The sequence below is a fragment of the Rhodospirillum rubrum ATCC 11170 genome, assembly GCF_000013085.1.
GTDB classification, from domain to species: Bacteria; Pseudomonadota; Alphaproteobacteria; order Rhodospirillales; family Rhodospirillaceae; genus Rhodospirillum; species Rhodospirillum rubrum.
The window spans coordinates 2,949,064-2,962,196 of the sequence record NC_007643.1 but is presented as its reverse complement, the minus strand read 5'-3'; the positions used below and the strand labels follow the sequence as shown (position 1 = coordinate 2,962,196).

Annotated in this window: 12 protein-coding genes; 2 read left to right on the top strand and 10 right to left on the bottom strand. The window is 62.1% G+C overall.

The genetic code is table 11. The annotated features are described in order from the left end of the window. Positions 1 to 322: 322 nt before the first annotated feature. Positions 323 to 2,395, top strand: a complete 2,073-nt coding sequence (locus RRU_RS13160) for a methyl-accepting chemotaxis protein (RefSeq protein ID WP_011390299.1) — start codon at positions 323 to 325, stop codon at positions 2,393 to 2,395. A gap of 46 nt (positions 2,396 to 2,441) precedes the next feature. Here the strand turns inward: RRU_RS13160 and RRU_RS13155 are convergent, their stop codons facing one another. The 4 genes from RRU_RS13155 to kaiC all read right to left on the bottom strand — a co-directional run bounded on the left by RRU_RS13155 (position 2,442) and on the right by kaiC (position 6,643). Continuing rightward, positions 2,442 to 3,029, bottom strand: coding sequence for a YqaA family protein (locus RRU_RS13155; RefSeq protein WP_011390298.1), 588 nt, complete (start codon positions 3,027 to 3,029; stop codon positions 2,442 to 2,444). An 81-nt stretch (positions 3,030 to 3,110) separates the two neighbouring features. Next, entirely contained in the window at positions 3,111 to 4,580 is a 1,470-nt protein-coding gene (locus tag RRU_RS13150; protein ID WP_011390297.1) for a sensor histidine kinase, read from the bottom strand. Positions 4,581 to 4,594: 14 nt separating this feature from the next. Continuing rightward, positions 4,595 to 4,879 (bottom strand): circadian clock KaiB family protein, encoded by a 285-nt coding sequence (locus RRU_RS13145; protein ID WP_242601291.1) that lies wholly within the window; start codon positions 4,877 to 4,879, stop codon positions 4,595 to 4,597. Positions 4,880 to 4,960: 81 nt separating this feature from the next. After that, on the bottom strand, positions 4,961 to 6,643 hold the full coding sequence (gene kaiC / locus RRU_RS13140) for a circadian clock protein KaiC (protein WP_011390295.1): 1,683 nt from the start codon (positions 6,641 to 6,643) through the stop codon (positions 4,961 to 4,963). Positions 6,644 to 7,048: 405 nt separating this feature from the next. Between kaiC and RRU_RS13135 the strand changes: the two genes are divergently transcribed. Further along, positions 7,049 to 7,636: a DUF488 domain-containing protein gene (locus RRU_RS13135; RefSeq protein WP_011390294.1), complete on the top strand. Its 588-nt coding sequence runs from the start codon at positions 7,049 to 7,051 to the stop codon at positions 7,634 to 7,636. On the opposite strand, the gene RRU_RS13130 is transcribed toward RRU_RS13135, so the two are convergent. The 6 genes from RRU_RS13130 to fliD all read right to left on the bottom strand — a co-directional run bounded on the left by RRU_RS13130 (position 7,637) and on the right by fliD (position 13,127). Continuing rightward, complete coding sequence (locus tag RRU_RS13130) at positions 7,637 to 8,803, bottom strand: MFS transporter (RefSeq protein WP_011390293.1); 1,167 nt, start codon at positions 8,801 to 8,803, stop codon at positions 7,637 to 7,639. It abuts the gene before it with no gap. Positions 8,804 to 8,870: 67 nt separating this feature from the next. Continuing rightward, positions 8,871 to 9,380: a hypothetical protein gene (locus RRU_RS13125; RefSeq protein ID WP_011390292.1), complete on the bottom strand. Its 510-nt coding sequence runs from the start codon at positions 9,378 to 9,380 to the stop codon at positions 8,871 to 8,873. 98 nt (positions 9,381 to 9,478) lie between these two features. Further along, on the bottom strand, positions 9,479 to 9,976 hold the full coding sequence (locus RRU_RS13120) for a hypothetical protein (RefSeq protein WP_011390291.1): 498 nt from the start codon (positions 9,974 to 9,976) through the stop codon (positions 9,479 to 9,481). Between the two features lie 173 nt (positions 9,977 to 10,149). Beyond that, positions 10,150 to 10,731 (bottom strand): RNA polymerase sigma factor, encoded by a 582-nt coding sequence (locus RRU_RS13115; protein ID WP_011390290.1) that lies wholly within the window; start codon positions 10,729 to 10,731, stop codon positions 10,150 to 10,152. Positions 10,732 to 11,027: 296 nt separating this feature from the next. Further along, on the bottom strand, positions 11,028 to 11,447 hold the full coding sequence (gene fliS / locus RRU_RS13110) for a flagellar export chaperone FliS (RefSeq protein ID WP_011390289.1): 420 nt from the start codon (positions 11,445 to 11,447) through the stop codon (positions 11,028 to 11,030). Between the two features lie 24 nt (positions 11,448 to 11,471). Continuing rightward, on the bottom strand, positions 11,472 to 13,127 hold the full coding sequence (gene fliD / locus RRU_RS13105) for a flagellar filament capping protein FliD (RefSeq protein WP_011390288.1): 1,656 nt from the start codon (positions 13,125 to 13,127) through the stop codon (positions 11,472 to 11,474). Between the last annotated feature and the right edge of the window lie 6 nt (positions 13,128 to 13,133).

Sequence of the window (13,133 nt, the reverse complement as noted above, 5' to 3'; positions counted from 1 at the left end):
CATTTCCGGGGCTGATGTTTCTTTTCCGGCCCGGGATTTGACTTGCGCTTGCCTTCCGCGCAGGCGCTTTTCCCCTTTTTTCAGCTTTGATGGTGCGGGATCTGTGCGTGAGGGGTGTTTTCCCGCGTCCATTCAATCCATGCCTTCCCGATCCATAAAAACATAAAATGTTCACTGCATAGTTTTTGAGGTCTTTCTTATAAAGAACAAAGGTTTCGAATAGGCTTTGGGTGGGTGCAATCAAGGCGTGATCTTCTAATACAACAGCTTCTCTGGTTGATCAAACGATCTGCCAAGGCCCTTCTCTATAAATAGGCGTGATATGGGCATTCTGTTTGGGACCATTCGGAAGCAAATCCTGATCCCGCTGGTTGGGGTTATTACGATCGGCATGGTGGCGATCACCTTTTACGCTTCGATTGTCCAATTCGATGCCGCCCGGGAGGCTGGCTATCAAGTCATGCTCGAGCAATCGCGGGCCGAGGCCAATACGGTCAGCCATCTTTTGGATGAGGCCTTGACCACCGTTCGGACCAATGCCGATTGGGCGCGATCTTTCGCTTTGGGCGACTCCTTTGATCGCCAGGGGTTCGCCCAGGCGCTGCTCCAGGTCTTGCGCAGTTCTCCGGCCTTGACCGGTGTCTACGCGGGGTTCGAGCCGAACTTCGATGGTCGGGATGCCGATCATGCCAAAACGGCCCTCGGCGATGACACGGGCCGGTTCCTGATCTATGCCTATCGCGCCAACGACACGGAAACCCTGGCCATCACGCCGCTGACCGGCGATCCGGCGGAAGAGAACTGGTATTATCGGCCGTTGCGCGACAAGCGCGAGTCCATCACCCCTCCCTATGAGTTCGAGGTCGATGGGCATCGCTTCCTGATGTCGACGGTGGTCGTTCCCATCCTCAAGGACGGCAAGGCCCTGGGCGTGGCCACGGCCGATGTCGGGCTTGATCGCATCGCCCAGGAGGTGTCCCGTCTCAAGCCGATGGGCGTGGGTTATGCGGTGGTGGTGTCGGCCGATGGTCAATGGGTGGCCGCCCCGCGGCCGGAGCTTTTGGGAAAGCCGGTCGACGACCCGGCGTTTCGCGAGGCTTTGGACAAGATCAAAGACGCCGAGGTCCAAAAGACGGTTTTCACCGATTCCCTGACCGGGGAGAAATCGGTGATGGTGATGGTGCCCATTCGCATCGGCCGCGCCGCCGAGACCTGGGGCATCGCCATGGTCGTGCCCGAGGCCGCCCTTCTCGCCGAGGCCTCGGCCGCGCGGATCCGCCTGATCCTGGTGGGGCTGGGGATTTTGCTGGCGGCGGCGCTGACGGCGGTTCTGGTTGGCAACGCCATCGTCCGACCGGTGCGCGATATGACCCAGGCCATGACGCGGCTGGCCGAGGGGGCCCTGGGGGTGAGCGTGCCCGGAACCGATCGCCGCGACGAGATCGGCGCCATGTCCAAGGCGGTGAGGATCTTCAAGGATAACGCCGCCGCCATGCTGGAGATGAGCCGCAAGTCGGAAAGCCTTGAGCGCGAGGCCCAGGAAAGCCGGCGGCAGGCGCAAGCGCGTTTGGCCGACCGCTTCGAAGGCGAGGTCGCCGCGATGATCCATGTTCTTGGCGAGGCCGCTTCCGGCTTGCGCGAGCAGGCCCAGATCATGACCGATACCGCCCAGACGGTGGCGACCCATGCCGCCACCGTCGACGCCGCCGCCGGCCAGACTTCGGCCAATGTTCAGACCGTCGCCTCGGCCAGCGAGGAATTGGCCTCTTCCATCGGCGAAATCAGCCGTCAGGTCGGTCAATCAAGCAGCGTCGCCGCCGATGCGGTTCGTCAGGTCGAACAGAGCCAGCAGACCATCGTGGCGCTGGAGCGATCCGCCCTGCGGATCGGCGAGGTGGTGACCTTGATCAATACCATCGCCAGCCAGACCAATCTTCTGGCGCTGAATGCGACGATCGAGGCGGCGCGGGCCGGCGATGCCGGCAAGGGCTTCGCCGTGGTCGCCGGCGAGGTCAAGGCCCTGGCCAATCAAACGGCGCGGGCCACCGAGGAAATCGTCGGTCAGATCGGATCTGTTCAGGCGGGCACCCGCGATGTCGTCGCCGCGATCTCGATGATCTCGACGACGATCGAATCCATGAGCCAGATTTCGACCCAGATCGCCGGAGCCGTCGAGGAACAGGCCGCCGCCACCCAGGAAATCACCCGCTCGGTGCAGCAGGTCGCCCAAGGCACGCAAACGGTGACCGAGGCCATCTCGGATGTTTACTCGGGCACCGTGAAGAATGGCGACCACGCCCGGGTGGTCCATCGCACCGCCGAACAAGTGGCCGAGGACGCCAAGGGGCTTGCCCACAAGGTGAACGACTTTCTGGCCGATATCCGGGGCGGGTGACGGCGGGAGAGAAGAGTCGCCCCGCCGCGTCCTGTTTGCTCGCCCGTCACTTCAGAAGAACATATACCCCATAAAGCGCCAGCAGCGCCGCGGCGCCCACGCTGGTGATCAGGCCCAAGCGTTTTTCGATGAAGTGGCGGACGCTGTCGCCGTAGTGTCGCAACAGGCCGGCAAGGATGAAGAAACGGGCGCCCCGGGCGACGATGGCCGAGGCGACGAACAGGCCGAGATCGATGTTGGCGGCGCCCGACAGGATGGTCACCACCTTGATCGGCGGCAGGTGGGCCAGCCCCGAGGTGATCAGCAGCACGACGATGGTTTCATAATCGACGGCGGCTTTCAGGGCGTTGAAGCTGTCGAGCTTGCCATAGAACGCCAGGACCGGTTGGGCGATGGCCTCGAAGGCGAAATGGCCGAGAAGCCAGCCGGCGATGCCGCCCAGCACCGAAGCCGTGGTGGCGATAAAGGCGTAAAGCCAGGCCCGTCGCGGTCGGGCCAGAACCATCGGCAGGAACAAAACATCGGCCGGAACCAGGAAAACCGAGCTTTCCACGAAGGCGATCACCGCCAGCCAGACGGCGCTGGATTTCCGGGCGGCCAGAGCCATCGTCCAGTCATAGAGTCTGCGAAGCATGGGAGGGGGTCCGATAAAAGGGGCGGGGCCTGGATCAAGCCGCGTTAAAGGGCCCCCCTTTACCGCGGAAACGGTGACCTGTCAGGGAATGTCTTCCATCGGAATCCGCAAGGCGCAGATCACGCCTTCGGGCGGGAAGCTCAGATCGGTCCCGCCCTTGCTGGAATAGGCGAGGCTGTGGGAGATCACGGTGTGACCAAAGCCCTTGCGCTGGGGCGGAGACACCATCGGCCCCCCGGATTCAACCCAGTCCACCCGCATGGCCGCGCCATCGGCGGTGGGGCCCCTGACCGCGACGAGAACATGCCCGCCCTCGCGCGACAGGGCGCCGTATTTCACGGCGTTCGTCGCCAATTCATGGAAGATCAGGCCAAGGGCGATCGCCGCGCGGGGGATAAGCGCCACCTCCCCGCCCTCCAGACGCAGCCGCGTTCCGTCGGTTTCCACGTAAGGGGCCAGTTCGGCGCGGACGATGTCGTGCAGCGACAGCTTGGTCCAGCCCTGCTTGGCCAGCAGGCTATGGGTGGCGGCCAAGCCGTGAATGCGTTGGGTAAAGGCCTGATGGAACCCCTGCAGGGTATCCTCGTTGGAAAGGGTGCGATTGCTGATCGACAGAACCAGGGCCAGGGTATTCCTGACGCGGTGGTCAAGCTCGCGCATCAGCAGAAGTTGCTGGTGTTCGGCCGCCTTGCGTTGGGACAGATCGACCATGGTCAGAACGCAGCCGCTGATCTGGTCCTCGGTCACCTGAAGGGGGGCGGCGCTGATCAGATAGTCCTTGACCTTCGGCGCCCGGGTGGCGATCGCCTCGATGCCCTGGCGCGCTTGGCCGTTCAAGGCCAGATCGATCAGGGCGCCGCCGCTCATCAGATCGGGGGCGTCGGTGAAGGTCAAAGGAATGGCGTCTTCGAACATCTTGCCGATGAGATCGCCGTCATAGATGGCGCTGGCGGCCGAATTGGCATGGGTGATCATGCCGACGCGGTCACAGACGACGACGATTTCATTGGCCGAGGCGATGATCGCCGCGGCGATGCGTTCGGCCCGTTCCGCGGTCTCCGACCTGACGCGTTCGGTCAAATCGGTAAAGGTCACGGCGTGTCCCTGGACCAGCCCCAGACGCACCGGCTTGGCCGAGACCAGAAAGACCTGCGCCATCTTTGTCGCCGCGTCTTTCAAGGAAATCTCGACCTTTTCGCGCTGGTTCGCGGTTTTCCCCACCATCTGGCCGATCTCGGCCGCCGCGCGGGCGTCGAAGAAGGAAACCAGCGGTTTGCCCTGAAGGGTCGGCAGCGGGTGATCGATCAAGCGACAGAGCGCGCTATTGGCATAAAGCACCCGCCCGTCCTCATCGACGGCGGCGGCGCCGGTATCCATGGCCTCCATGAAGGTGCGATAGGATTCCGTATCGCCGCCGATGGCGAAAACCTCGTCGACACCGCCTTCGCCGATCACCAGGGCGTCCACCTCGCCCTCGCGGATGGCGTTCAAGGTTTCCTCGGCTTCGGCAAGGCGTCGGCGAAGCTCGGAGAGGACCACGGGATCGTTCATGTCGTCCAAGGTCTTTAATCCATTTCGACCTGAAGGTTGACCAGAACTTTATAGGTATCGGATAGATCGCCGATGATCTTGCGCAGGGGAATGGGTAATTCCCTGACCAGGGTCGGGATGGCGACGATGCTATGTTCGCGGGCCAGTTGCGGGTTCTTCTTGAGGTCGATCACCTCGACGGTGTATTTTCCCGGCAGATGTTCCGCGCAAATCCGTTCGAGATTTGAAATCGCCGCCAAGGATTTGGGCGTCTGCCCGGCAACATAGAGCGTTAGTTTCCGTGGGCTATTCATCGTCATGTCCATATCCCAAGCCTCCCTCCACCCCACCTCGAACCGCGTTGACCGGGGCTCGTCGAACGCGATTCCATCAAGCCAGATCTAGGAGACGCGTCGACTTTTCTCCAAATCGCGTTTGTCTTGTTCGATCTGTCTCAGGTAGTCCTCTTCGCGCTTTTTAAGGGTATCGAGTTCGATCTGATCGGCGGCGGATTCGGCCTGAAGCAGGTCGATCTGGGCGCGATTGCGCCGATGTCGTTGCTCGATCTCGCGCTTGAGCCGCGCCGCCTCGATCCGCCGCTCGGTTTCCAGCCGCGCCTGACGGGCCTCCTCGATCTTGCGGGCCGAGCCGGTCAGCGCCCCGCCTTCCCCAATATAGGGGGGCAGCAACGAGATACCCGATCGGCTCATCACGAATTCGCGGACCTGATTGGAATGCTCCATGCCGCGCGCCTTGAGAAGATAAAGCTCTCGATTGAATTCGCCGTTCACTTCCCGATTCAGCAAAAGGATCCAGGCGTCCATCAACGATGAAAGCCCGGCATCGGTTTTTATAAGGTTGTCGCCGCTTTGCATCAAATGGGTGAAAACCCCGGTCACGCCGCGCGACTTCAGGAAGTCGACGATCCGCAGCAGCATGCCCTGGACCTCCAGGCGCTCGCCGCTTTCGGTGAAGGCGGAAATCGGATCGAGAATGACCAAGCTTGGCTTCAGTTTGATCACCTCGCGCAAGACGATCGCCAGATGCATTTCCAGGCTATAGAAGGTCGGTCGCGTCGCGATGTACTTCAGTTGCCCGCTCGCCATCCATTGGCCAAGATCGATACCGATCGATTTCATGTTGCGGGTCGCTTGCTCGTGCGATTCCTCGAAGGAGAAATAGATCACGCTTTCGCCGGCCCGGCAGGTCGCATCGACAAAACTGGCGGCGAGCGATGATTTGCCCGATCCGGCGACACCCGAGACCAGGATGCTTGATCCCCGGTGGAAGCCGCCGCCGCTCAGCATCGCGTCGAGATCGGCCACGCCCGTGGAGATCCGCTCGTCATAGATCTTATGGCTTAAGCCCAGGGCGGAGACGGGAAGAACGCTGAACCCATCCTCGTCGATGAGGAAGGGATATTCATTGGTGCCGTGATTGGTGCCGCGATATTTGACGATGCGCAGGCGGCGGGTTGAAATCTGGTTCTCGACCCGGTGATCGAGCAGCAAGACGCAATCGGACACATATTCTTCCAGGCCCTGGCGGGTTAGCGAGCCTTCGCCGCGCTCGCCGGTGATGACGGTGGTCATCCCCTTTTCCTTGAGCCAGTCGAACAGGCGGCGGATCTCGGCGCGCAGGATGGCCGGATTGGAAAAGGCCGAGAACAGGCTTTCGATGGTATCAAGAACCACCCGTTTGGCGCCGATGGTGTCGATGGCCAATTCCAGGCGGAGAAACAGGCCCTCGAGATCGTAATCGCCGATTTCGGCGACTTCCGAAGGGTCGACGGCGATATGTTCGATAACCACCCGGCCCTCCTCGATCAAATCGTCAAGGTGGAAGCCCAGCGATGCGACATTGTCGATGATATCGACCGGGCGCTCTTCGAAGCTGACGAAGACGCCCGGTTCGTCGAAATCCTTGACCCCATGGACAAGGAAGGTGGCGGCAAACAGCGTTTTGCCGCATCCCGCCGAGCCGCAGACTAGGGTTGGCCGGCCGGTTGGCAAACCGCCAAGCGTGAGTTCATCGAAGCCGGCAATGCCGGTGCGTGATTTTCTAATGCCAGCGGGTCCAGACATTGCTTATCCGTTACCTTATCCGTCTGTGCGCGAATGGGGGGGGTCTAAACCAACAAAAAAAACGGAACAAGAGATCAGTTTGGTTGATGAGGTAAAGGGGTAAAATCTTTCCGGTATTGCCGAAAAGAAAAACCTCCTGCCAAATTTTACGGCCGATAACGGTTTGTCAGGTCGCGATCGGATACCGCGCAACGTGTTTTTGACACGTCCTTTATTGATAGGGCGGGCGGCGTCTTCGCCGCCTCGCGGGAAAGGGATCTCGGCGAAAGGGGCGCTCGCCGCCCAGGGGTTTTGGGGTGCTGAAATGCCTCCATCGGGAAACGCCAAGGGCATCGAATAGTTGCGTAACCAAGAGTGGGGGATTATGCCCGCAGCCTCAAGGGGCGACGGCATCGGGGGGCGTAGATGGACGGGCGGGTTCTGACGGTGGGCTATGCCAGCCACGATATCGCGGCCTTTCTCGCCCTTGTGCGCGGGGCAGGGGTGACGGCGATCGCCGATGTGCGCTCGCAGCCGTTCTCGCGCTTTCGTCCCGCCTTCAATCGCCCGGCCTTGAAGGCCAGTCTGCGCGCCTGCGGTCTGGCCTATGTGTTCCTGGGGGCCGAATTGGGCGCCCGACCCGAGATGGGCACCCCGCCCGGGAATCCGCCGGTGAGGGGCGGGGGGCGGGTTGATTTCGATCGGCTTGCCGAAAGCGCCGCCTTTGGTCGGGGGATCGATCGGGTGATCGCCGGCCGGGCCCGCTATCGCATCGCCCTGATGTGCGCGGAACGCGATCCGATCGACTGTCACCGCGCCTTGCTGGTCGGCCGGGTGTTGAGCCAGGGGCATGGGGTGGCGGTCGCCCATCTTCACGATGACGGCCGCATCGAAACCCAGGCGGACTTCGAGGCGCGTCTGCTGGCCCTGGTTGGCGCCGAGCCGGCCGATCTGTTCGCCCCTACCCCTGTCGGCGACCCGCTGACCCGGGCTTATGCCCGGCGATTGGGGTAACTAGCTTTGGGCCGGCACCACCAAGGCCCGGCGATCGGCCCCCTTGAGCACGACGATGATCAGGCAGGCGAAGGCGGCGACAAGGGTGCTGGCGAAGGGCAGAGCGTCAAGGGTGACGCCGGCGTTGAGCAGCAGGCCGCCAACCCAGGCGCCGATGGCGTTGCCCAGGTTGAAGGCGCTTTGATTGAAGGTCGAGGCGAGGTTGGGGGCGCCCTTGGCGTGATCGATCACCAGGGTTTGAAGCATCGGACAGATGGCGAAGGTCAGCACGCTCCACAGGAACAGGCTGGCCACCGCATAGACCGGTAGGCCCAGGGTGAACGGCAAGGTGGCCAGAATGGCGGTCAGTCCGATCATCAACCAGCCGAGCGCGCCCATCAGGCTGCGATCGCCCAGGCGGCCGCCGATGACGCTGCCGATCGACAGGCCAACCCCATAGAGCAACAGAATATAGGTCACCCCCTGGGGCGACACCCCGGTCACGGCGCGCAGGATCGGCGTGATATAGGTGAAGACGATGAACAGGCTGACCGAACTGAGCATCGACAGCAGCAGCGACAGCGCCACCCGACGATCGATCAGGCTGCGGAACTCGGCCCCCAGGCTTGAGGGGCGGGTGGGCAGGGCCTTGGGGATCCACAAGACCTGGGCGAGGATGGCCACGAGATTGATGGCGCAAATGCCCAGGAAGGTCGCCCGCCAGCCCAGGGCCTGACCAACGGCGGTGCCGAAGGGCACGCCCAGCATATTGGCCAAGGTGACGCCCATGAAGACCAGGGCGATCGCCCGCGCCCGGCGCTCGGGGGCGACCAATCCACTCGCCACCACCGAGGCGATGCCGAAATAGGTGCCGTGGCACAGCGCGGTGATCACCCGGGCGATCATCAGCAGCCCATAGGTCGGGGCGATGGCGCAGAGAAGATTGCCGATCAGAAAAACCAGCGACAAGCCGATCAGCGTTTTGCGCCTGGGCCAGGATGTGGTGAGCACCGCCAGAACCGGGGCGCCGACGACGACGCCAAGCGCATAAAGCGAAACCAGAAGCCCGGCCTGGGGAATGCTGATCGCCAGATCGCCGGCGATTTCGGGCAACAGGCCCATGATGACATATTCGCTGGTACAGATACCAAAAGTGGCAAAGGTCAGCGCAACCACGGCTATGGGCATCGAGACGATCTTTTTGGCAACAAGCACTGAAAAAAGCGATCAGGCGGGGGAGGGACGGGCGGGGGACTCAGGAGCCGGAGTGCGGAGGCGGCGACGGCGGGCCGTGGTCGATCTCCCGGCGCAGGGCGTCGATCAGGCGGCGGCGCGCCGGCTGGTCCAGGGTGGAGGTTAGATCAAGAAACACCCCGGAGATAAAGCGCAACTGGGCGCCGCCGATGGTCTGGCGGGTGGCGATCCAGTCCTCGACCGCCCGCTGGTCAAGGGTGCCCTCGATGAACTGGCGCGACACCTTGTCGCGGCCGGGCGTGGCCATCAGGTCGTCTTCGCCGATCTCGGCGACCGCGTCTTTCATGTCAAGCGCCCGCTGGTCGATCACCTCAAGGGCGTCGCGCCGGGTCGGCTCGTCGAATTCATCGACGATCACCTTGCGCATCAGGGCGCTGATCATATCGGCTCGTCCGAGCGGCGGGGGAGGCGGCGCCCGGTAATGGAGAATGCCATCCGACATCAGCAACCCGAGCAGGATGCCGCCAAGGACCAGATTGGCCGCGATGGAAACGGTAAACCAGCGAGTCATGGGGGCTCGATCCGTGGCGGCGCGGACGCCGACCCAAAGGGGAAGGATGGACAAGGTTTACGCCGTTTATGATGGAAGAGCCATGGCTGATCCGCAAGTTAGCGCAACCAAAGGTCGATACCGCCATAAATCGCCGGCATGAAAGACAGCGTCCCTCCGGCCGCCATCTGTCCAAGGCCGACGCCGATCAGCAAACCGGCCATGGCGCAGCCCGCCATCAGTCCCGGCATCGGCAAGAAAAGCCGATCCAAGCCAAAGGCCCAAGACTCGCGCAAAACCGGCGCGGGCTTCCTTGGCGCGGTGGCCGAGGGGGCGGAGACGACAAGCCGGGGCAGGGGCGGCGGCTTGCTGGCGGGCTCCGTCGGCGGATCCAGGCGATCCATGATCGAATCGACCAGAGCGGCGCGCCGGGCATTGGCCAGCGGTGGCGCCGGCTGGCGCAACAGTTCCTCGAAGGCGCAGGCTTCGGCGAAGATATCAATGGTGCTGTCGGAGGTTTTCAACAGCCGTTCGGCGGCCAAGCGGCGGCCGGCGGGCCATTTCGTCAGATCCGACCCGTAGATATCAAGAAACGCCCTGAATTCTTCTGGCGTCATATAAAGTCCCTCCCAGGGGGCTTCGGTGGTCTTCAAGCCTTCGTTTCCCGAAATCGCCGTCGATTCTGAGGCGAGGAGCCGGGGAACGGTTAGATGTCACATAATCCTTGTGCTGACCAAATCAATAAGAAGACCGGAGCGGTCGTTCTCGGAATGCGTCGGGCTCTTAAAGCCTAAGGCCCCGGGTTTTCGGCAAGCAACTCACGCAGCTTGTGCCGTCCGCGTTTCAGCAGGGATTCCACGGCGTTCAAGCTCAGGTCCATCACGGTCGCGACTTCGGCGGCGGTCAGGTCCTCGTTGTAATACAAGGTAATGGCCATTCTCTGGGGCTCGGAGAGAAAGCGCAATGCTTGCCTGACGCGATCTGCCGTTTCGGAAGCGTGACAATTCTCCAAGGGCCCCCGAGCATCGTCGGGAATTTCGGGGGCGTCGTCAATCGGAATTGCTGTACGCTTGCGGGTATGGTCGATACAGCGGTTGGTCACTACCCGGTATAGCCACGTGCGAAAGCTGCCGGCGCCGGGCTGCCATTGATCGCGGTTGGTCCACAGCTTGAGGAAAACATCCTGGGCGATGTCCTCGGCCTCGGTCGGGCCGACGACGCGGCGGGCGACGCCGACGACGCGGTCGATATGGCGGGTGACCAGGGTGCGGAAGGCCTCGCGGTCATTGTCGCGGACCAGGGCCATCAGTTCTTCGTCCGCCGAATCCTCGGGGCGGGGAAGGGAGGCCTTGCCCTCGGGACGCTCGCTCATCAAGGAGCTTTTCTCCGGGAGTCCCGTCACGCTTGCGGGATTGAGCCGTGCCGTCATACGAAATACCACGTCGCAGGGGAGGAGTGGGGGGAGGTCTTCCAATCCCTATTAGATACTGGGCTCAGGCCGAATGGTAGAAAAAAGATAAGGCTATTTACGGTCCTGGGTTCGCGTAAAGTATAGGTGGCCGACTATAGGGCGGAAAGACTGTATTTCTTCGGTGTGCTCGTTTCGATATCAAAAGGGGGCGGCCAAGCGAACCACCCCCCTTTCTTTACGCTCTTATGCTCCGCCGGTCATCCGGCGACCGAGCGGGCGACCAGCGACGGCGCCCCGGCGATTTCCGCCCAGGCCTCGCGCATGGTCATGATCTGGCTGTGAACGCTGGCATAGGTACCGATCGCCTCGTCTCCGCCCCGCGCCTGCTTGGCGGCGTGAAGCTGGGTGATCGTCCGCTTATAGAACTGGCGCAGGGTTTTGCTCATCGATTGGGCGCGCGGGTCTTCGGTGTTCAGGCAGCGCTCAAGCTCGCTGAGGATCAGGGTCGCCTTGCTCATCGCCTCGAACTCGGCCTCGAAGGTTTCCGTCATCCGCGCCGCTTTGGCCCGGGAAACCGAGGTCAAGGCCAGATCATAGAGATCGACAACGATTTTCAGGGGGGTCTGGGCGCGCCGGGCGGTTCCATAGGCCGCCATCGCCTGGCTCATAGTGCTCATCTTTAGTCTCTCCAGGGTCCGGGGTTAGTCGTTGTTTTTCGAGAAGAACAGGGCTTCGATTTTTTGGAGCGTAGTCTTTGAAGCCTGGATCTGGGCTTCAAGGCGGGCGTAATACTTGACGAGCTGGTCTTCGTAACTTGCGGCCGAGGTGGCGATTTCGTCACGGCGGCTCTGCTTGGTGGCGATCGTTTGATTGAGATTGGCCACCTTGTTGGCGATCAATCCCGTCGAGGAATTCGTATAGGTCTCCAGGCTCGACAGCATGGTGTCGGCCAAACCTCGGCTAATCGATAAGGTCGCGGTATGGGTGCCCGCTTCCTTGCCGGTATAGACCAGGGTTACCCCCTCATAAGCGCTTCCCGTGGTTCCTGTCAGGGTTGTGCCATTGACGGCCAGGGCCACGCCATTGATCGTGGCGCCGGTCACCGCGCCGGATCCGTCGACCGTGACGTTCACCGTGTAATCGCCCGTGGCGACCTTTCCCCCGGCCTGATAGACGCCGAGATCGGGTGACGTCGAGGTGCTGGACGTCTGAAAAAACGCCTGGATGGCTTTGGGATCCTGGAGCAAGGCCTTTTGCAGAGCGGCGTCGTCGATCTCGAGCATATTGCCCGTACCCATGGTGATACCGAAATTGGCCAGGGTGACGCCGCCAACCTTGGTATTGGCGTTGATGGCGTCGAAGATCGCGGAATTGGCGCTGCGCAGCAGCCCGTCGCCGAACAGAATGGCCGTATCGGCGGCGCCGTTCTCGTCGGTCGCCTGTTGGGTCAGGGCAAAGGTGCGATAGGCATTGAAGGCCTTGACGAAGGTCTCGACCTGTTTCTTCAGCGCGCTCAGATCCTGACCGATTTCCAAGGTGATGGAGCCGGTGCCGGTGGCGGCGTAAAGGTTGAGGGAGACGCCGGGAACAAGGTCCTTGATGTCATTGGTGCTGCTGGTGACCGTCACGCCGTCGATGGTCAGTTTGGCTTTCAGGCTTTCGCCATCGACGGTGAAATCGCCGCTGTCAAGACCGAGTCCCGCCAGCAGGCCATCGGTATCGGTGGCGGTGATCGCCACGCCGGTTGTCGTGGCCGAGAGTACCAGGGTCGATTGGTTGTCGCTGGTTTTCACCAAAGTGGCGCTGACGCCCGAGGTGGCGCTTTGGGCGTTGATCGCCTTGGCCAGATCGCTCAGCGAGGTGGCCTTGTCCAGGGTGATCGTCGCCCCTTCGGCCGTGCCCGCCTTTAAGGTAAAGCTGCCCGGCCCCACGGTGGTCGCGGTCGCCACCGCATTGGCCGCGACCTTATGGGTGGTGGCCAGTCGCTCGATCTTCACATCGTAGATGCCGGCGGCGGCGCCATCGGTGACGGTGGCGGCCACATAGCTGCTTGGCGTGGTCAGCGTCGATGAATTGAGATAAGCGGTAAAGGTTGAATACACCGCGCCCTTGGCGCTTGAGAGCGGCTTCAGGGAGTCAGAAATCGCCGTGAGATCGGTCAGCATCTCCTGCCACGACGTAACCTTGGTGCCGGCATCCTTGATCGCCGCATCCAGGGTATAGGCCGGCTGCATACGGGCGTTAACGGCGGCTTTGATCAGCGCCGAGCTATCAAATCCCGAAGTGCCCGAAATATAGGTCGTGCCGCTGCCGCTGGTGGCGGTGGTGACCGTGCTGCTTGAAACCGAAGTGCTCATCGACCG